This window comes from Enterobacter cloacae complex sp. HYC080_NIDB, assembly GCF_056673325.1.
Genome location: NZ_CP114212.1, coordinates 506,466 through 526,910, shown reverse-complemented (window position 1 = coordinate 526,910; position 20,445 = coordinate 506,466). Strand labels below are relative to the sequence as shown.

Annotated in this window: 17 protein-coding genes; 4 read left to right on the top strand and 13 right to left on the bottom strand. The window is 55.0% G+C overall.

What is annotated here, in order from left to right; translation table 11 throughout:
* The first annotated feature begins 384 nt into the window (after positions 1-384).
* The 3 genes from argR to yhcN (O1723_RS02495) all read left to right on the top strand — a co-directional run bounded on the left by argR (position 385) and on the right by yhcN (O1723_RS02495) (position 1,872).
* On the top strand, positions 385-855 hold the full coding sequence (gene argR / locus O1723_RS02505) for a transcriptional regulator ArgR (protein WP_008502836.1): 471 nt from the start codon (positions 385-387) through the stop codon (positions 853-855).
* Positions 856-1,230: 375 nt separating this feature from the next.
* Positions 1,231-1,494: a peroxide/acid stress response protein YhcN gene (gene yhcN, locus O1723_RS02500; protein WP_014885423.1), complete on the top strand. Its 264-nt coding sequence runs from the start codon at positions 1,231-1,233 to the stop codon at positions 1,492-1,494.
* A 111-nt stretch (positions 1,495-1,605) separates the two neighbouring features.
* A complete protein-coding gene (gene yhcN, locus O1723_RS02495; RefSeq protein WP_014885424.1) occupies positions 1,606-1,872 on the top strand; it encodes a peroxide/acid stress response protein YhcN in 267 nt (88 codons plus the stop codon).
* A 67-nt stretch (positions 1,873-1,939) separates the two neighbouring features.
* On the opposite strand, the gene O1723_RS02490 is transcribed toward yhcN (O1723_RS02495), so the two are convergent.
* The 5 genes from O1723_RS02490 to aaeX form a co-directional block, all read right to left on the bottom strand.
* Complete coding sequence (locus O1723_RS02490) at positions 1,940-2,212, bottom strand: barstar family protein (protein ID WP_014885425.1); 273 nt, start codon at positions 2,210-2,212, stop codon at positions 1,940-1,942.
* 44 nt (positions 2,213-2,256) lie between these two features.
* Positions 2,257-3,711, bottom strand: a complete 1,455-nt coding sequence (locus O1723_RS02485) for an NAD-dependent succinate-semialdehyde dehydrogenase (RefSeq protein ID WP_023337864.1) — start codon at positions 3,709-3,711, stop codon at positions 2,257-2,259.
* 89 nt (positions 3,712-3,800) lie between these two features.
* Positions 3,801-5,768: a p-hydroxybenzoic acid efflux pump subunit AaeB gene (gene aaeB, locus O1723_RS02480; protein WP_014885427.1), complete on the bottom strand. Its 1,968-nt coding sequence runs from the start codon at positions 5,766-5,768 to the stop codon at positions 3,801-3,803.
* Between the two features lie 5 nt (positions 5,769-5,773).
* Positions 5,774-6,706 (bottom strand): p-hydroxybenzoic acid efflux pump subunit AaeA, encoded by a 933-nt coding sequence (aaeA, locus tag O1723_RS02475; protein ID WP_014885428.1) that lies wholly within the window; start codon positions 6,704-6,706, stop codon positions 5,774-5,776.
* Between the two features lie 7 nt (positions 6,707-6,713).
* Positions 6,714-6,917 (bottom strand): p-hydroxybenzoic acid efflux pump operon protein AaeX, encoded by a 204-nt coding sequence (gene aaeX / locus O1723_RS02470; RefSeq protein ID WP_003860416.1) that lies wholly within the window; start codon positions 6,915-6,917, stop codon positions 6,714-6,716.
* Between the two features lie 179 nt (positions 6,918-7,096).
* On the opposite strand from aaeX, the gene aaeR reads away from it, so the two are divergent.
* Positions 7,097-8,023: an HTH-type transcriptional activator AaeR gene (aaeR, locus tag O1723_RS02465; RefSeq protein WP_014885429.1), complete on the top strand. Its 927-nt coding sequence runs from the start codon at positions 7,097-7,099 to the stop codon at positions 8,021-8,023.
* Positions 8,024-8,074: 51 nt separating this feature from the next.
* Here aaeR and tldD read toward each other — a convergent pair whose 3' ends face one another.
* The 8 genes from tldD to csrD form a co-directional block, all read right to left on the bottom strand.
* A complete protein-coding gene (gene tldD / locus O1723_RS02460; RefSeq protein ID WP_023331419.1) occupies positions 8,075-9,520 on the bottom strand; it encodes a metalloprotease TldD in 1,446 nt (481 codons plus the stop codon).
* Positions 9,521-9,604: 84 nt separating this feature from the next.
* A complete protein-coding gene (gene yhdP / locus O1723_RS02455) occupies positions 9,605-13,402 on the bottom strand; it encodes an AsmA2 domain-containing protein YhdP (protein ID WP_023337865.1) in 3,798 nt (1,265 codons plus the stop codon).
* A gap of 42 nt (positions 13,403-13,444) precedes the next feature.
* Positions 13,445-14,914 carry a ribonuclease G gene (rng, locus tag O1723_RS02450; RefSeq protein ID WP_014885432.1) on the bottom strand — a complete coding sequence of 490 codons (1,470 nt, stop codon included), beginning with the start codon at positions 14,912-14,914 and terminating at the stop codon, positions 13,445-13,447.
* Positions 14,904-15,497, bottom strand: coding sequence for a Maf family protein (locus O1723_RS02445; RefSeq protein ID WP_014885433.1), 594 nt, complete (start codon positions 15,495-15,497; stop codon positions 14,904-14,906). The genes rng and O1723_RS02445 overlap by 11 nt, the downstream gene beginning before the upstream one ends.
* A 9-nt stretch (positions 15,498-15,506) precedes the next feature.
* Positions 15,507-15,995: a rod shape-determining protein MreD gene (gene mreD, locus O1723_RS02440; protein WP_008502849.1), complete on the bottom strand. Its 489-nt coding sequence runs from the start codon at positions 15,993-15,995 to the stop codon at positions 15,507-15,509.
* Entirely contained in the window at positions 15,995-17,011 is a 1,017-nt protein-coding gene (gene mreC / locus O1723_RS02435) for a rod shape-determining protein MreC (RefSeq protein WP_008502850.1), read from the bottom strand. Before mreC ends, mreD begins: the two co-directional genes overlap by 1 nt.
* 61 nt (positions 17,012-17,072) lie before the next feature.
* Positions 17,073-18,116, bottom strand: coding sequence for a rod shape-determining protein MreB (mreB, locus tag O1723_RS02430; protein WP_000913396.1), 1,044 nt, complete (start codon positions 18,114-18,116; stop codon positions 17,073-17,075).
* A 282-nt stretch (positions 18,117-18,398) separates the two neighbouring features.
* The gene (gene csrD / locus O1723_RS02425) at positions 18,399-20,339 is read right to left on the bottom strand and encodes an RNase E specificity factor CsrD (RefSeq protein WP_023337866.1); all 1,941 of its coding nucleotides are present in this window, start codon (positions 20,337-20,339) and stop codon (positions 18,399-18,401) included.
* Positions 20,340-20,445 lie beyond the last annotated feature (106 nt).

The following is a 20,445-nucleotide window of genomic DNA, read 5'->3' as shown; positions in this document are numbered from 1 at the left end:
TTATGGTTAACTTAAGTATCTGTAAATCCGTTGCCGCGACCTTAATTCAGCAAGTCTTTAATTACAATTTTCGAAGCTAAAGAATTTGAGGTCACGCGTCTTTATCTCTCATCAGAAGGCTATCTGACGACAAAAGGCAACGCATTAAGAGGGGGTTACAATACACCCTGCCCCGCCACCAAAACAACATCATTTTGATAACATTTAATTTACTTTTAAGCTTATTTGCGTGGCGTGACCCAGGCATGTTTTCTGATAACGAAATCTGATAAAATCACTCCCTTTCATAACATTATTTCAGCCTTGCGCTGAGTAGATAATTTGCATAAAAATTCATCCAGATGCATAATAATGTTGTTTCTTTCGTCATATTCCGGGTGACTTATGCGAAGCTCGTCTAAGCAAGAAGAATTAGTAAAGGCGTTTAAAGCGCTACTCAAAGAAGAGAAATTCAGTTCTCAGGGAGAAATTGTTCAGGCGCTGCAGGAACAAGGTTTCGATAACATCAATCAGTCGAAAGTCTCCCGCATGTTAACTAAGTTTGGCGCGGTACGTACCCGTAACGCGAAGATGGAGATGGTCTATTGCCTGCCGGCTGAACTTGGAGTGCCGACCACTTCCAGCCCCCTCAAAAATCTGGTTCTGGATATCGACTATAACGACGCCGTGGTGGTGATCCACACAAGCCCTGGTGCCGCACAGCTGATTGCCCGCATGCTGGACTCGTTAGGTAAAACGGAGGGCATCCTGGGTACCATCGCAGGCGACGACACCATTTTTACCACCCCGGCCAGCGGTTTCTCCGTAAAAGATCTCCACGAAGCGATTCTGGTTCTGTTCGAACAGGAACTGTAATCCTCTCTCCCCGTAGCGCTGCTACGGGGAACATCCTGCTCCAGCCTCGTTTTCCCCTGAATTCCACTGCCTCTGGTTTTAACAAATAGTGCTTTTTACCGCCTATTAACATTCATCTGGTGAATGATAAATCAAAAAATCGCACAAAAAATCAAAAGCAGGTATCCATATGATTTTCTTAGATTTAACCACACATAAAGCTCAAAAATCACTCAATATTATGCATTTTGGTTATAAAAAACGGTGTATTTAACACGTAATAACACAGGAAACCATTAGTCTGGTATTAATTTTTGCCGTTATTAGTGTATACTTGATTTTGTGATGAGGGTCACGAAACAAGACCCCACTAAAAAATTCGACGAGGTAAGAATCATGAAAATCAAAACTACTGTAGCGGCGCTGAGCGTCCTGTCTGTCCTGTCCTTCGGTGCTTTCGCGGCTGACGCTATTAATGCTGACCAGGCACAATCCCGTGAGGCAATCGGTACGGTTTCGGTCGGTGCAGTCGGCACGTCGCCAATGGACATGCATGAAATGCTGAACAAAAAAGCGGAAGAAAAAGGTGCATCATCTTATCGCATCATCGAAGCGCGTTCCGGTGACCACTGGCACGCAACCGCAGAGCTGTACAAATAAGTTTTAGTTATCACTGAAGATGTAATTCTCCACTCAACGGCACCAGGCATAAAAATAGCGGTTCAACCCTTCTCGCCGTTGAGCAAAAAACCTTTTCCAGGAGTAAAGACTATGAAAACCAAATTGATCATCGCAACCCTCGGTCTGGCATCCGTTCTCTCTTTCGGCGCAAGCGCAGCCGTACAGCAAGTGAATGCCGACCAGGCACAAAATCTGCAGCGTATGGGCAGCGTATCCGTCACGTCGGTCACCGGCTCACCGATGGATATCCGTCAGGAACTTGCCGCCAAAGCTGAAAAAGCAGGCGCCAGCAGCTATCGCGTCACCGAACTGAATCAGGGTGACCACTGGCATGCCACGGCAGAACTGTATAAATAAACCCTCGTCGTATCTCATCATACGACTTGCCCCTGGCCTGATGGTCAGGGGCTTTTTTATGGCTTGCTCAGTGGCGAGCATTGAAACGCAGTTGTCCTTCCAGCTCTTCTTCCGCTTCATCGAACAGTAATATCAGCGCCCCGAAACGTCTGCGCAGCTTATCGGGCAGATGGATAAACTCTATTTCCAGCGGTAGCGGCAACAGACTGCCGGTTACCACATCCCACAGCGTATCCAGATTCGTCACGCTTTGCCGTTCAAGATCAAACACCCGAGTAAATTCCCGATAGAAGTCTTCCTGACTGTCTATCTCATCAAAATCAAAGGTATAGGTTTTCATTACCAGCCACCAGTCCAGGCGAGCGGCAGATGCCGCTCCATCTATTATAATCCCCCGATATGCAGGGTTTTAACTTCCAGATACTCTTCCAGCCCCAGCACCGATCCCTCACGCCCCAGGCCGGATTCTTTTACGCCGCCAAAGGGCCCCAGCTCTGTGGAGACGGCGCACTCGTTAATCCCAATCATTCCGCTTTCAATTGCCTGTGAAACGCGGAAGACCCGCGAGAGATTCTGTGTATAGAAGTACGCCGCCAGACCATAAGGCGTGTTGTTGGCACGCTGGATGACTTCATCTTCTGAGGTGAAACGGAAGCACGCCGCGACCGGGCCAAACGTCTCCTCTTCTGCCAGCTTCATCCCTTCATGACAGTCCCCCAGTACGGTTGGCATCCAGAAATTGCCGCCAAGGGAATGAGGTTTACCGCCCGCCAGCACGGTTGCGCCACGCGCAACAGCGTCGTCAACATGTTCACGTACCTTGTCGACCGCCGCGCCTTCAATCAACGGCCCGACGACGACGCCGTCCTCAAGACCATTTCCCACCTTCAGCGCATTCACTGCATCAGCAAGTTTATTCACGAATTTGTCGTAGACGGTTTCCTGAATATAGAAGCGGTTCACGCTGACGCACACCTGCCCGGCATTGCGAAACTTATTGGCGATCGCGCCTTTCACAGCCGCGTCGATGTCTGCATCCTCAAAGACGATGTACGGAGCATTTCCCCCCAGCTCCATCGAGACTTTTTTCATGGTTTCTGCGGCGTTACGCACCAGCGTTTTGCCAACCGATGTCGAGCCGGTGAAGGAGATTTTTCGCACGTCCCGGCTGGCCATAATCGCGTCGCTGATTTCGTGCGTATTCCCGGCGACTGCGTTGAGTACCCCATCCGGTACGCCGGCCTGTTTTGCCAGCGTCAGCAGCGCAAAAGCGCTGAGCGGCGTGTTATTGGCCGGTTTGATTACCCCGGTGCATCCGGCTGCCAGCGCCGGGCCTAACTTGCGGGTGAGCATCGCCATCGGGAAGTTCCACGGCGTGATAGCCGCGACAACACCGATCGGTTCACGGGTCGCCAGAATGCGCGAGCCGGGTTTGATCGGAGGAATAATTTCACCGTTCGCACGCTTGGCCTCTTCGGCAAACCACTGGATAAAGCTGGCGGCGTACTCCACTTCACCTTCCGCTTCTTTCAGGGGCTTACCCTGTTCGGTGGTCATTAGCCGTCCGAGCCAGCTTTTATTCTCAATAATCAGTTCGTACCAGCGGTAAAGAATGGCCGAACGCTCTTTCGCGGTTTTGGCGCGCCATGCAGGGAAAGCCTGGGTGGCGGCAGCAATTGCTGCTTCGGTCTCTGCTTTGCCGGCTTTCGCGACGCGGGCGATGACTTCCCCGGTAGCCGGGTTAAGCACATCAAACGTCGTATCCAGCGGTTTCCAGAGGCCGTTAACCAGATAGCCGGTCTGAAAAAGGGTATTGTCCTGAAGCGCCTGGGTCGTCATGTGTCCTCCCTTTCTGAATGTAAGAACGTGCTGGAATAAGTATAGCCACAAAAAAACCGACGCTTTTGGCGTCGGTTTTTTTACTTCAGTCAGTTATCGGTGAGGGCATTTTGATAGCGACGCAGCATCAGCGCCAGCCGCCCTACCGGTTCGGTGACCTGAAGCGGTGCATCCCAGTGCTTAAGCTTTTCCTGATAGATATCGAGCTCTTCAAGCAGCTGCGTAAAGTAACGGCGACGTTTGTCATCACTGCTGGCGGAAAGCACATGGTCCGCGGTACGACGCAGCTGACGGTGCCAGGCGGAGAGATCGTCGTTGATCGGCACCGGTGCACTGCGCAGACGCTGGTGCGCGATAATCATGGTTAACGCCAGGCGGAACTTCGCGATGTCGCCCGGAAACTTATTCAGCAGTAAAAACAGCTGCTGATAGAGCGCCGGGAGGTGGTTCTCTTTACGACGCGCGGTATTGGTGGTCATCGACGACACGGCGGCAGAAACAAACTGATTCAATAACACACGCCCCGTCCGCGCCTGTGAGTTATCTCGCACCAGCAGAATGACCATCATCGCCAGGAAACAGCCCACCAGCTGGCCCAGCGCGCTGTCGAGGAACTGGCTGAAATGGAAAGTCATCGGGTTATCGAGCACGATGATGTTAATCGTACTCGCCAGCGCCCCCAGCGATCCCAGGCGACGCTTTTGCACTTCAATGCCGATAAAGAACGCCATCACCGCCAGGCTAATACAGAGCAGCAACATGCTTTGTTGCGTCGACGGGATGATGACCAGGAAATAGAGCGCCCCTATCGGCAGGGCGGCAATGGTACCGTAGAGGAAATCAACGGCAACCATACGCGGGTTAGGCAGACGCATCGCCAGTGCGGTCACAACGGCAATCATCACCATCGCGCCGCTGCCAGACGTCCAGCCTGTCCACAACCAGAACAGCGTACCGAGCATACAGGCAAGCGTGGTACGCCAGAAGTTGACCATCGCGTGGTGACGTTCGGCAGATTCGGCCTTGATGACCACTTCACCCTGGAGGACCTCTTCTTCCGCCGCGCTAATTTTGGTGTTGCCGATCACGCCACGTTTCAGCAGCAAATAGCGCGTCGCGGCCCCGACCCAGGTGTAGATGGTCACCGGCGTGTCGCGCTCCCCGGTCCAGGCGATCACCCGACGCATACGCTTAAGCTGTTTATGCACGTCCTGCACGGTTTCCACCGGCTCGGCAAACAGCTCACGGAACGTATCGGTGACCGCTTCCGGACGGGTGTTCTGGATGAGATACGTTTCACACGCCTGGGTAATCAGCGTCAGGGAGACAGTATTGAGGGCTTTCAGGCGGCGGTTCGCACGGGCCCAGCGCGAGGACTCCATGTTGAGGTTGCTACGCATCCCCTCCAGCGCCTGCGTCCGGCGAACCAGCCCGCTCCAGGCGTTATCCACCTCTTCACTGTCGCCATGCTTAATGCACAGCTGCATCAGCTGGTACTGGGCAACGATCAGCGCGTCAAGTTCACGGTCGACTTCCTGTTTGATGGAGCGTGGAGAGAAAAGCAGGTCAGCGACAATCGCACTCACAATACCGATCACAATCTCGCTGCAGCGCTCCACGGCAAACTGCGGCGCGAGCAAAGGTTCAGACTGAATGGTGATGATAATAATCAGCGCGGTATAACCCGCCAGCCCCCAGGCGTAGGAGTTTTCCACTTTCACCAGAGACGAAATCCAGGTGCAGAAACCCGCCCAGATACAGCACACCATCAGCATCAGCAATGGCGTGCGGATCATCAGAATAATAATGGTGAGTGCCGCGAAACAGCCGATAAACGTCCCGATGATACGCAGCATCCCACGATAGCGGATCGCGCCAGAATAGGGTTCCCCGCCCGCGGCAAAGGCAGGACCCGCCGCAACTATTGCAGCCGTCAGGACCGCCCAGCGAGGGGTTTCAAGCTGGAAGTGAAAGCCAACAAACAGCGCCAGCACAATGGCACAGGCCAGCTTCACGGCGAAGCGAATGTGCTGGCTGGCGATGGAAAAGATACCCATGGCGATTAACCAAACTCGCGCAGGCGATGGGCAATTTTACGGAAGAAGGAGTCCTGGCTGGCATCCCGATCTTTTTCACCGGTGATCACCACCGTCGCCGTGGTCCCCGCTGGCCACAGGTTGCCCTGCTGTTCATCAAGGTGAATACGTACCGGCACACGCTGCGCCAGACGCACCCATTCCAGGTTGGAATCCACCGTCGCCATTCCTTTAGTATCGTTAGAGCTGCTGGAGTTGGTCACCCCTGCAGCGACACTGTCGACGGTACCTTTGAAGACGCGGTTACTGCCCAGCGGCGTGATTTCCGCACGATAACCCGGACGCACGCCTTCCAGCTTGGTCTCTTCCATATAGGCGAGCACGTAGAAGGAGTTCTGTTTAACCAGCGCCACGGCAGTGGAGCCACGGGTAATAAACTCCCCGGCATAGACATTGAGGTTAGTGACCCAGCCGTCGGATGGCGCGCGGATCACGGTGCGCTCCAGATCGAGCTTAGCGAGATCGCGCGTGGCTTGCGCTTTCGCCAGCTGGTGCAGCACGGTTTGCAGCACGTTGTTAGACTGGTCTATCTCTTCACGGGACATGGCCTGAACGCCCAACTGGTTACGGCGGCCCGCCTCACGGCGTTTTTCCGATGCCAGCGCCTGGTAATAGGCGACATCTGCTTCCGCTTCTTCCAGCGCCTTCTGGTAACGAGGCTGGTCGATGGTGAACAGAACCTGATCTTTTTTCACCAGCTGGTTATCGTGAACATTCACCGCCGTGATTAGACCAGCCACATCGGGGGCGATGGCCACGACATCAGCGCTGAAGCGCGCATCACGCGTCCACGGTGATTCGGTGTAATAGACCCAGGCACGAAAAATAGCGATGAAGGCGAGGATAACCAGCGCCATCGTGATGGCAGTGCGGGAGATTTTTCTTGTTAGCGTTTTCACATCAACCTCAGACAAACATGCGCGATATCAGGTAAAACAGGCAGCAATACAGCGCGGTATTGAACAATGCAGGGTGCCAGACGAAATCGTAAATCCCGGTAGGGACCAGCACCTTGCGCACCAGCCAGAAGATCGCCAGTGATAAAAGTAGCTCGAAAAATATCGGTGGGAACGACAGACCGAACACCACGATAACGGGAAACAGACTCATGTTGACCTTGATAAGAGAGAGTGCAGGCTTCAGAATTTTTTAGCGCACGCCATCGCAGAAGAGCAAGAAACGTCGGGCGAGAATGGCGCAGCCGTTATGTAATTAATAATATATTAACGTAACTGTTATGCTGTTATCTATAATATGTGATCTAAATCACTTTTAAGCCAGAGTGAACAATGGAACGTTTAAAACGCATGTCGGTCTTCGCCAAAGTGGTTGAACTGGGTTCGTTTACCGCCGCGGCACGTCAGCTTCAGATGAGCGTCTCATCCATTAGCCAGACGGTCTCTAAACTGGAAGATGAGTTACAGGTCAAGCTGCTCAACCGCAGTACCCGCAGCATTGGGCTGACGGAGGCGGGTAAAATTTACTATCAGGGCTGCCGACGCATGATGCACGAAGTGCAGGACGTCCATGAACAGCTCTACGCCTTTAACAACACCCCGATCGGCACACTCCGTATAGGGTGTTCTTCAACTATGGCACAAAATGTACTCGCTGCCATGACCGCGGATATGCTGAAGGAGTACCCCGGGCTTACCGTCAATCTGGTGACAGGTATCCCGGCGCCGGATCTGATCGCCGATGGTCTGGACGTGGTGATCCGCGTGGGGGCGTTGCAGGATTCCAGCCTCTTCTCGCGTCGACTGGGCAGCATGCCGATGGTTGTCTGCGCCTCGAAAAGCTATCTTGCGCAGTACGGCGTTCCGGAGAAACCCGCGGATCTCACCAACCACTCCTGGCTGGAGTACAGCGTGCGACCCGACAATGAATTCGAGCTGATTGCCCCGGAGGGGATCTCCACCCGGCTGCTGCCGGAAGGGCGATTCGTCACTAACGATCCGATGACTATTTCGCGCTGGCTGGTGGCCGGTGCGGGGATCGCCTACGTCCCGTTGATGTGGGTGATCAATGAGATCAACAGCGGCGTGCTGGAGATCCTTTTCCCTCGCTATCAATCCGATCCGCGCCCGGTCTACGCCCTGTATACCGAAAAGGACAAGCTGCCGCTCAAAGTGCAGGTGTGTATCAACTATCTGACCGACTATTTTGTGGACGTGGCGGAGCTGTTTCAGGGGATGCGGGGAAGAAGGAAAGAATAGGCCTTTCCCCTCTCCCCGTTGGGGAGAGGGTTAGGGTGAGGCGGTGAAAAACTACGCTGTACCGCCCACCGTCAGATTATCCACTTTCAGGGTTGGCTGGCCGACGCCAACCGGCAGGCTCTGGCCCTCTTTACCGCAGACGCCCACGCCGTTGTCCAGCTTCAGATCGTTACCGACCATAGAGATCTGCTGCATGGCTTCGATACCGGAACCAATCAGGGTCGCACCTTTTACCGCTTTGGTCACTTTTCCCTTCTCAATCAGATACGCTTCTGAGGTAGAGAAGACAAATTTACCGGAGGTGATGTCCACCTGGCCGCCGCCAAAGTTTGGCGCAAAGATACCGTAATCTACAGACTCGATAATCTCCTGCGGCGTGGATTTGCCCGGCAACATGTAAGTATTGGTCATGCGCGGCATTGGCAGGTGCGCGTAAGATTCACGACGGCCATTACCCGTTGGCGCGACACCCATCAGGCGCGCGTTGAGTTTGTCCTGCATGTAACCTTTCAGCACGCCGTTTTCAATCAGCACATTGTACTGGCCTGGCGTACCTTCATCATCGATAGCCACCGAACCGCGACGGTCAGGCATGGTGCCATCATCCACCACGGTGCACAGCTCAGATGAGACGAGCTGTCCAATCTGACCGCTGAACACGGATGTCCCGCGACGGTTAAAGTCGCCTTCCAGACCGTGGCCCACCGCTTCGTGCAGCAGCACGCCCGGCCAGCCTGCGCCCAGCACCACCGGGAATGTCCCGGCGGGAGCCGCAACAGCATTAAGATTCACCAGCGCCATGCGCACGGCTTCTTTTGCCCACGCGTCAGCGCGCGCTTCGCCATCTACATCGCCCAGGAACCAGTCATAGCCGAAACGACCGCCGCCGCCGCTGGAGCCACGCTCGCGTTTACCGTTGTCATCAACCTGCACGCTGATGGAAAGACGCACCAGCGGACGCACATCGGCGGCCAGCGTACCGTCCGTTGCCGCCACCAGAATCAGTTCATAAACACCGCTCAGGCTGGCAGAGACTTCCTGCACGCGTTTATCTGCAGCACGCGCCACTTTGTCCACGCGGCGCAAAATATCCAGCTTCTCTTCGCGGCTCATGCTTTGCAGCGGATCGATACTGGTATAGAGCGCAGAGTGCGACACTTCACCGAGGGTTTTCACACGGCCATCGCCAGTATCACGCACAATGGTACGTGCAGCCTGCGCACTTTGCTCCAGTGCAGCCAGGCTAATCTGGTCGGCATAGGCAAAACCGGTTTTCTCACCGCTGACGGCGCGCACGCCGACGCCCTGGTCAATGTTATAAGAACCATCTTTGATGATGCTGTCTTCTAAAACCCAGGATTCGTGATAGCTCGACTGGAAATAGAGATCGCCGTAGTCGAGACGGCGTTCGGTCAGTTGACCAAGAATGGAGAACAGGTCCTGATGGCTCAGGCCGTTCGCTGCGAGCAAATGTTCACTTACCAGGTTCAGACTCATCGTATTGCTACTCGTTCGTTGCCGCCCGTGGCGGTATAAAAATCGTATTTATTGAGAGTGAGGCAATTACCTGCCCACGTCAAATCATTGCTGTGCATCTTTGCGCGGCTGGCGCAGTACCTCGTTAATCTGGGGTTTATCCACCGGACCGGTAATGCGATAGCGCAGAATCGAGACTTTGCTCCACAGCGGCCCCAGCACTTTACTGGCAGCAAATACCGCCGCACCCACTATCGGGTTCACCACAAACGCCGCCGCCACGCCCACGCTCGCGGAAATTTCCGGCGCCACCACGGCTTCCATATCCAGCTCACGGCGTACCAGATTGACTGAGCCTTTCATGGCGATATCCGCTTCCAGGCCGTCTACCAGCGTGTCATCCGTATGCATCACGCCGTCCTTTATCCACGCCGTGCTGCGGATGGAATCGTAGTAGAAACCTTCGCTGAAGGTGTCGCTGAAATCGAAGCGCAGCTTGCGCAGCAGCGCATCAAAACTCAGCAGGCGCAGGATCTGCCCGGCGCGCCCCGTGCTCACATCGGCGATTTCCCCCTTGCCAAAGCGGGTTTTTAAAATGCCGTTCAGTGACGCTTCGTCTGGCTTCCACGGCGCGTCTCGCCAGTGAAGATCGTAATTCACGTCAAATGACGATCCCCGTAGCGGCGTAGTGATGCCAAAGAAATTGGTTGCCGCATCCAGTTTGTTGCCTTTAATGTCGCCCTTCAGGGAGGTCCGCTGTTCGCCCGGGTTATTGACCCATTCCCCTGCGGCCGTCATGCGGCCAAAACCGGTATCGACCAGGCCGCCGGAGAGCGTAAGCGTATTCCCCTGGATGGCAAAATCGCCGTCGATACGGCCATATTTTTGCCCCCACAGCCAGCATTCCGCGCAGCGCAGCTGGAGATCGGGCCAGCCGCTAAAATCGACGCGGGAGGCTTGACTCAGCGGCGATGTATTCGCCGGTTGATCTTTACTCGCGGTGGCCGGGTTGTAGTAGAGATAGCGAATCGCTGCCTGCCACGGCGCGTTATTACGCATGGTAAGCGTGCCGTTGATCTCCCGACCCTGCGCCTCCACTTTGGAGCCATTCGCGGTGGGCTGAGAAACAATGCTAAGGTTGTTCCACTGCTGTCCGCCCAACATCAGCGACGGCGTGCGTACCGTAACGGTTTGCGGGAACTGGGCGGCTTCATCCACGTTTTGTCCAACGCCTTTCTGGAACAGCGCCAGCCACTCCGCGCCATCCATCGGCGGAAGATTGAGCTCAACGCCCTCATGGTCGGGCAGTGGCGGCGTGGTTTTGCTGTCCGTCGTCCAGATAGCCCTGTCGAGGGTGAGTTTGCGATTAAGCAGCCAGCGGCTGTTGAAATGGTTTGTGCTGCCCGCATTTCCGGTCAACGCAAAGCTGTTCAGGTTGCCATCGACGTTGACCTTCACCGGCAGCGATTGTCCGGCCTGTTTATCCAGCGGCGCGGGCAACTGGCTGTGGATGTTTTTCAGGTCACCCGTGATATCGACCTTATACTGCACGCCTGCGTGATACGGCAGCTCAATAGCCACTTTGCCATTCCAGGCTACCGCGCCATCCACTGATGACGCGATCGGCTTCGGCAGGACGTCCATACGCGCAGGCTGCCAGTTACCGTCCAGATTGACGGCCACCTGGTAAGCTTTTTCACCCTCAGTGGTTGTGAAGTCAATATTCACCGGCTGATTAAACCAGCTGGCGGTCAGCGGCTCGCTCTTGAGGTTACCATTCACAAAACTGAACTGCCCGCTGAGGTTTTTCAGGGTGCTCTCAAGCGGTTTAATGTACAGACTGTTGTTCTTCAGACGGACATCACCTTTGGCGGTGGTCATCTCACCGTCCAGCGGGATATCAAGATGTAAGCGAGCATTCACATCGCCATCAAGCTGGAGCTGCTGCAGTGTCGCCGCCAGAGACTCTTTCAGCGGCGTCTCCTCAAAGTACGGCCCCACCGCTTTACCTGGACCGTTAATGTCGGCATCAATAAGCAGCTTCTCTTTTGAGTAGTCCGGGATGTTAGCCGTCAGGTTGCTGGCCGTCACGCCGCCCAGCGCAACGCTGTCTGACTTCATCCATAAGCCGTCATTGAGGAAGTTAAGTTCGATATCCAGGTTTTTCAGCGCAGGCCAGCCAGGCTGGAACGCGAAGGTGGCGTTGTGCAGCGGCACCAGCACCTGGAACTGACCTTCATTATGTTTGTACGGGAAAAGGTGCGGATTACCACCGTAGACCAGTGTGGCATTATCCGCCTGACCGCCCTGAATCGCGCCGCTCAGATAGTCGACCAGCGCTTTCCCCATCAGGTTTTCCGGGAAATAGCGCCAGGCCTGAGAACCATCATCGGTACTGATGCCGGCCAGAATACCCAGCCAGGGCTCATCGCCATCTGGCTGCAGGTAGCGGAAATCGCCGCGTGCATGTACCGCTTTGGCTTTGACGTCGATATGCCTGCCATCAAGCTGGAAGCCCTTATCATTACGGAGCCAGTTCAGCACCGCATTGCCCTGTTCAATTTCCAGCGGCGCACGGAAGACCGTCTCGTAAGGCATTTTGGCGTTGTGCATATCCACCGTCAGCCTGCCGTTTTCCACGCTACCTTCCAGCTTGCCGCTGAAGTGCTCGGCTCCTGGAAGCAGCTTCCACTGCTTCCAGGCAAGATCGTTCCACGAGGCCTGGAAACGGGTTTTATCTGTGGCCTGAAGCGGGATATCCAGCGCCAGCGCATCAATCTTGCCGCTCGGCTGCGTTGCCAGCCAAATCTCGCCCAAATCCGGGGAGAGTTTCGCCGCCATCGAGCGCAGGCCTTCGATGGCTGTCAGATCCAGGTTACTGGCGCGGATACGCAGCTCATCGCTGCGTTTACTGGCCGCGCCGCCCACGTCCTGCTCCGGCATCCAGGCCAGCGTCAGCGCACCGCGCGGCCACGGCTTGCCGTCCATCGTGATGCGCGTATCCGGAATAGCAAACTGCCAGCCCTCTTTCTCCTGCGTCACATGCGCGGTGAGGTTATCGACGGAAAGCTGATGCTGCTGATTTTCGCCCTTCCAGCTTGCGCCCCCTTGCTTCAACCAGATATCGCCGCTGGCGAATTTTCCCTTCGTCAGGGTTAGCCAGCCCTCAAGGCTAAAGCGGGCGGTTTCCAGCTGCATATTTTGCTGTAACCAGTCGCCGAGCCAGGGCTTCACGTCCACATCGTCGGCCTGCAGCCAGACTTTACCGTTGTTTAACAGACCGTCATCGTCGCGCAGATCCATACGTACCTGCATCACGCCGTGCTGGCCGTTCAGGCTGGACAGGCTCACCAGTCCTTCCGCGCGGTGTCGGTTCTTGCCGTTAAGCCAGGTTAGCTGTGGGATCGCCAGTTCGGCGCGCTGGCCGGAAAGGGTAATAAAGCTCACTTCGCTGTCGCGCAGATCGAAATGATCGAACTGACGGAGGAAGAGATCGCTGAAGCGGTTGGCTTCCAGGCCCTGATTATCCTCACCGCCCGTTAGCGGCGTATTGGTCAGAAACTGAAGCTGGTAAAAGGTGAGATCGCGAAACTGCCAGCGCAGATGCAGCAGGCTTTGCCAGACGTCCAGCGCCAGGGTCACGCGTTTGATTTTCAGATGGCCGCCATCTTTCAGGCTGGCATTGATATCCCGGACGTCGAGCGTCGGGCCAAAATTTTGCCAGCTGGCGCTTAGCTGGCTTACGTCCACCGGCACACCGGTGGTGGATTCGATTTTTGCCAGCAGCTGCGGACGCCAGCTGTCGAGATGCGGCAAAACGAGGCGTAGCCCGCTCACGAGCAACGCGACAATCACGACCAGCGTTGCCCCTGTAAGCAATAAAATCCCCGGCAATCGCCTCACGCATCTCTCCTTGTCAGCTTTCGTCACGCAGCGTACTGCGTTTTACATCATCACAACGTCAAACTGCTCCTGGTTATAGAGCGGTTCAATTTGTACTTTTACCTGTTTGCCGACAAAGATTTCCACTTCCGCCAGCGCGTGCGACTCTTCGCCTTTCAACGCTTCCGCCACCGCAGGGGAAGCATAGACCAGAAAACGGTCGGAGTCGTAGGCGTGATGAACTCGGACGATTTCACGCATAATTTCGTAGCAGACGGTCTCAACCGTCTTTACCGTTCCGCGTCCATGGCAGGTTGGGCATTCATTACACAGCACATGCTCAACGCTTTCTCGGGTGCGCTTACGCGTCATTTCCACCAGCCCCAGCTGCGAGAAACCGTTAATGCTGGTTTTCACGCGATCCTTACTCAGCGCCTGCTCCAGTGAATGCAGCACGCGGCGGCGGTGATCTTCATTACTCATATCGATGAAGTCGATGATGATAATGCCGCCGAGATTGCGCAGACGCAGCTGGCGGGCAATCGCCTGCGTGGCTTCAATGTTGGTGTTGAAGATGGTGTCATCGAGGTTGCGATGGCCAACAAACGCGCCGGTGTTGATATCGACGGTGGTCATCGCTTCGGTCTGATCGATAATCAGATACCCGCCGGACTTGAGCTCAACCTTACGCTCCAGGGCACGCTGGATCTCGTTTTCGACATCATAGAGATCGAAGATAGGCTGACGCCCGGTGTAGTGCTCCAGCAGGCCCGGCATTTCCGGGATGTATTCAGCGGTAAATTCCAGCAGCGCTTCATACGTCAGGCGAGAGTCCACGCGAATGCGGTCGAGCTGCGCATCGGCAAAGTCACGCAGAACGCGCTGAGCCAGCGCCAGCTCACCGTAAAGCTGGTAGCGGGTCTGGTTGCGTTTTTTACGCTCCATCACTTTGGTCCAGACGCGCTTAAGGTATGCGGCATCGGATGCCAGATCGTCTTCGCTGATCCCTTCCGCGGCGGTGCGGATAATAAACCCGCCCTGTTCATCACAGTAGGCGCTGACCACTTTCTTCAGACGCTCGCGCTCGCTTTCGCTCTCAATGCGCTGCGAAACGCCGACGTGTGACGCGCCGGGCATAAAGACCAGATAACGGGAGGGTAAGGTAATGTCGGTAGTCAGACGGGCGCCTTTGGTGCCCAGGGGATCTTTCACCACCTGCACCATTAAGTCCTGTCCCTGACGCACCAGTTCGGAAATATCGCGCACGGCAAACTGCTTTTGCTCTTCGCCCGCAACGCACTCGGTGTGCGGCATGATATCGGAGGCATGTAAAAATGCCGCCTTATCCAGACCAATATCTACAAAAGCCGCCTGCATACCCGGCAGTACACGACTGACACGACCTTTGTAGATATTGCCTACTATTCCGCGCCGCGCTTCACGCTCAATATGAATTTCCTGAAGAATGCCACCGTCAATATAGGCCACACGGGTTTCCGATGGCGTTACGTTTACCAACAATTCAGCCGTCATAATTATCCCTTCCCTCACGCAGTGAGTTAAAATTGCTCAGCAACTCATACGTTTCCACCAGCGGTAAGCCGACTACGGCGTGATAGCTGCCATGAATCTTCCTGACAAAACAGCCACCCAGCCCCTGAATACCGTATGCACCTGCTTTATCCATCGGTTCACCGCTGGCAATATAAGCGGCGATCTCGTCGTCGGTAAGTACTCTGAACGTGACATCGGTTACCACCAGACAATCCAGCACGTGCTGGCTATCCGCCAGCGCGACCGCCGTCATTACCTGATGCGTTTGCCCGGACATTTTGCGCAGCATACGCGCCGCATGTTCGGTATCGTGCGGTTTCTCAAGCACTTCACCATTAAGGATAACGATGGTATCTGCTCCCAGCACCGGCAGATCGCGGGGCACTAACGCCACGCCCGCCTGCGCTTTCTCGCGCGCCAGGCGAGAGACGTATTGCTGCGCACTTTCGCCCTCAGCACGTTTTTCTTCAATGCCGGTCACGATGCGTTCAAAAGATACCCCTAACTGGGTCAGGAGTTCCTGACGGCGCGGGGAACCGGAAGCGAGATACAAAGACGTCATAGAAACCTTTTATTGCACGGCAAACTGCTGGCGAACCTTACGCATCAGCAGGAACAGCCACGGCCAGAGCACACCGTTTACTACACTACTCCAGAACACTTCCGGTCGGAAAGAGACGTTGATCACTAAAAACTCTGCCCAGAAAACAACGATATCCGCAGCAAGCGACAACAACATCACGACCAGGGCCTGTTGCCAGAGCGCGAGGTTACGAAAGAGCTGGAATTTTAGTGCGACGAGGTACGCAATAATGCTCATGGACAGGGCGCGAACGCCCAGCGTAGAGCCACTAATGAGATCCAGTATGGCACCCATAACAAAACCCGTGCCGACATTTACGCGGTGCGGCAGGGCAAGGATCCAGTAAAGTAAAATGAGCAAGACCCAGTTTGGCCGGAAAACGAGAATGTTATCCGGCCAGGGCATAATCTGCAGCAACAGTGCAATGAGGAACGAGAGCCAGATGACCCAGCGTCCCTGGCTACGATAACTTGCCACTACTGCCCTCCCGAAGAGAGTTTAGGCGGTGGCGGCGCATCAGGCAGCGGCTGCGTTAACCCGGTTGCCGGCGCGGGCACTGGCGCAGGTGGCCCCATGGAGTCCGCAGGCGGAAGAACCTGCGGCATCATCTGCATCAGACGTTCGTTTGCGACACGGTGCACCTCTTCAGGCGTCATCGGATTCGTGCCATTACGATCGGCACCCCAGAGCAGCAGCAGGTAGCGCAGACGCTGTAAACCCGCAGTCGGACGAGCCTGAATGACGGTATACGCACGTTGAGTATCGAGCTTCACGGAAGAGACCACCGCAACCGGGTAGCCCTCAGGGAAGCGTCCACCCAAACCGGAAGTCACCAGTACATCACCGACACGGATGTCCGTGTTCGCAGGCAGGTGTTCCAGCTGCAGATCGTCCGTACAGCCGTTACCGGCCGCAATCACGCGGATATCGTTACGCAGGACCTGGATAGGCAGCGCATGCGTGGCATCGCAAATCAGCAGCACGCGGCTGGTCAGCTTGGCGACGGCAACAACCTGCCCCACTACGCCTTTATCACTGATTACAGGCTGGCCTTCATACACACCGTTCACACTCCCTTTGTCGATCACAACCTGATCGCTGTAAGGATCGTTCACGGTGGAGATCACCTGGGTGACCATCTTCTGCTCATCCTGACGCAGCGGCGAGCCGAGCAGTTCACGCAGACGCGCGTTTTCCTGCTTATATTGCCCCAGCATCAGCAGTTCGCTGTTTTTCAGCAGCAGTTCCTGGCGTAATGCCCGGTTTTCAAGTTCGAGCTGGTCTCGTGAAGACAGCGTTTGAGAAACGGAGTCGAGCAGTTCACGGGGACCATTTGATATAAAGTAGAAAGGACTGACGGCGGTATCCATGTACGTTCTGATCTGGCTGAACGTACCGAGGCGGCTATCGGCAATAATGACGCCAAGCGCAACCAGAACCGCCAGAATAAGGCGAAACTGTAGCGATGGGCCACGGCTAAAAATTGGCTTCATAGGCTATGCGTATTCTCGTGTCAGAGAGAAAGGGTAGCGATTCGCTACCCTTTCACAATGACTACTCTTCGCTGAACAAGTCGCCGCCGTGCATGTCGATCATTTCCAGCGCCTTGCCACCACCACGGGCGACGCAAGTCAGTGGATCTTCTGCAACTACGACAGGAATACCTGTCTCTTCCATTAACAGGCGGTCGAGGTTACGCAACAGCGCACCACCACCGGTCAGAACCATACCGCGCTCGGAGATATCGGACGCCAGTTCTGGTGGGCACTGTTCCAGCGCAACCATTACCGCGCTCACGATGCCAGTCAGCGGTTCCTGCAGCGCTTCCAGAATTTCGTTGGAGTTCAGGGTAAAGCCGCGTGGCACACCTTCCGCCAGGTTACGACCACGCACTTCGATCTCACGCACTTCATCGCCCGGATAAGCAGAGCCGATTTCGTGTTTGATACGCTCTGCGGTCGCTTCACCGATCAGAGAGCCGTAGTTACGGCGCACGTAATTAATGATGGCTTCATCGAAGCGGTCACCACCGATACGTACGGAGGAGGAGTACACCACACCGTTCAGAGAGATAACGGCCACTTCTGTGGTACCACCACCGATATCCACCACCATTGAACCGGTTGCTTCAGACACAGGCAGACCTGCACCGATTGCCGCCGCCATTGGCTCTTCAATCAGGAACACTTCACGAGCACCCGCACCCTGAGCAGATTCACGGATTGCGCGACGTTCTACCTGGGTTGCGCCAACCGGCACACACACCAGAACACGCGGGCTTGGACGCATGAAGCTGTTGCTGTGAACCTGCTTGATGAAGTGCTGAAGCATTTTTTCAGTCACGAAGAAGTCAGCGATAACGCCGTCTTTCATTGGGCGAATTGCGGCGATGTTGCCAGGGGTACGACCCAGCATCTGCTTCGCGTCATGACCCACTGCGGCGACGCTTTTCGGCGAGCCTGCACGATCCTGACGAATGGCCACAACAGAAGGCTCATTCAATACGATGCCTTGTCCTTTTACGTAAATAAGGGTATTCGCGGTACCCAGGTCAATGGACAGGTCATTGGAAAACATGCCACGAAATTTTTTCAACATACTAAGGGATAATCCTGAAAGCTGGGGCGGAAAACAAAATCCGCTTACTTTACCAACCACACGCAGCAGCGACAAGGCGCAAAAATCATCTGCAACGGTGAAAATTTGTGCAGTACGTTTCCTGATGTTACAAAATTGATCCCTGACTCCCTCAGGGCTGAGTCAACAGCAGCATTCCTTACTGACCTTTGTAACCCGTTAAAGGTCGTTCACTGGCTTTTTGCTCGACATACTCAAAGCTACAGGCGCGATATTCTACGTGAAAACAACGTAAACGGCAGGTCAAACAGAGTATCTTTGCAAATATTTTTTCACGTTGGTGTCAAGCGGTTGAGAGGCGGCAAAAAAATCGCCCTGACCGCCCATGACACCGCGCTCTGTTAACATCTGCCATTCGCCCCTGGAGCGCACGCCCGCGGCAAAGACTTGTGTTCGGGTTCCTTTACACGCTTCAACCAGACTCTGAACCAGCAGCTGGTTTTCCGTGCGCTTTTCAATATTTCTTACCAGCCCCGGATGCAGCTTTAATAGCTCCACATCCAGTTCCTTGATCCAGTCGGTACTGACCAGCGTTAAACCAGCTTGTGTCACCGCCACACGCGCACCGAGCGCGTTGATCAAACGAACCACCGGACGTAACCGGCTGATGTGTTGACCCACATCCGCCTCAGCAAGTTCAAAAATAATGCGTTTGCGTTGCGATTTTTCGCATTGCATTAATGTATCACGCAGCCAGCGCTGAAAACGCGGGCGTATTAACGACTCAACGGTGACCTGTAACGCCAGACTTTCTTCCGGCCAGAAAGATAAAAATGGGATCAGGCGGGAAATTTGCTGGCGGTCATACTCTTCAGACAGCCCAAATTGCAGCACCATTGGCAGATATTCCGCAGAAATAACCTCTTCCGTACCGTCAAAAATACGGCACATCAGTTCGCGATGGTGGACATAGCCGTTTTTCATGACCGCCGGTTTTTGATAAATACGTGGCCCACCGCGGCTCAGCATTTGCTCAATCAACGTACGCCACCGCACGTTTCCACGCCCTTTTTCCGGTAACGAGTCATCGTAAACGGCCCATCCGTTCGCCCCCTGCAACACGGCGTTGCGGGTAGCCGATTCCGCATGCTCCATCACCTGCTCCGTCGACTGACCGCCGCGCCAGGCGCAGATCCCCATATGCACCATGTCGTCGCGATCGAGCATTTTACTCTGGGGCAGCGCGTCTACCGCCTTCAGCAGCTGGCTGGCAATACTTTCCGACTCTTTTAGCGTGCGATGCGGCAATAACACGGCAAAGTCGCTGCGGTGATAGCGGGCCAATAGTGCCCCGGGGTAGCGCATGATAAAGGTGGAGAGCAGGTTGATCAGCGTAAAGAGATTTTCTTCCGCGGCCCGCTGCCCCCATGTGTCGCGCAGCAGATCGAAATCGGGCAGGCGAATCATCATCACCACGCCGTGAGTGCCCACTTTTTCCGAATCGTCGAGCAGCGTGGCCAGTTGATTATCAAAGAAAAGGCGGTTGTTAAGGCCGGTTTTATTATCCTGCGCGGCATAAGAGCGGATCAGCGTATCCATACGGCTGCGCTGGTCGCTGGCAAACTGAATTTCTGAGAGCAACGTATCCAGCGCACTGCTGGTGCGTGACGGCCATTCATGAACAGAGCCGCGCACCTGCGGGCCGCGCTCACCATTCAGGATACGGACGGAGCGGATTTCCAGCAGTTCCTGCCCTGAGAGCTGGCGGCGCAACCAGCGAACCGCGAGAAAAATGAGCAGAATAATGAATGCAACCGCGATCGTGAGCGGCGCGGTGGTCATCATGGAACGGAAATAGCTGGCCATCGGATCGAGATAGACCATGTGAATGGTCATACCCGGGTTTTTAAGGGAGTGCACCGTTACTTCCCGGTACTGACTCACTACGCCCGCAGGGCGATAACTTCCCTGCCGTTCATGGCTTAAAACCTGATGCTTTCCCTGCTGAATATCGATCCGAATAATATCAACCGGCACCATCAACTCATCCAGTTCCCGGGAGAGCGACGGGAGTGGCGTGGTCAGCAGACGCGTATCAATGACCGACGCAACAGACTGCACCCGGTTGACCAGTTTGTCCTGAATGGCGTTATAAAAGCTCAAAGAGCAACCCAGAAGCGTGACAAAGATGGTCAGCCCCGTTAGCAAGGTGATAAAAGCCGAGAACTTCGTCGTTAATCGCATCCTTGAGATTACTCCGTGGGTTGAGGGGGTAGCGAGTAAGCGCTAACTTGCATTTCAAATGCGGCATACTACCAAATCGGGCGTATCTGGCAATTTATTGCGTTAA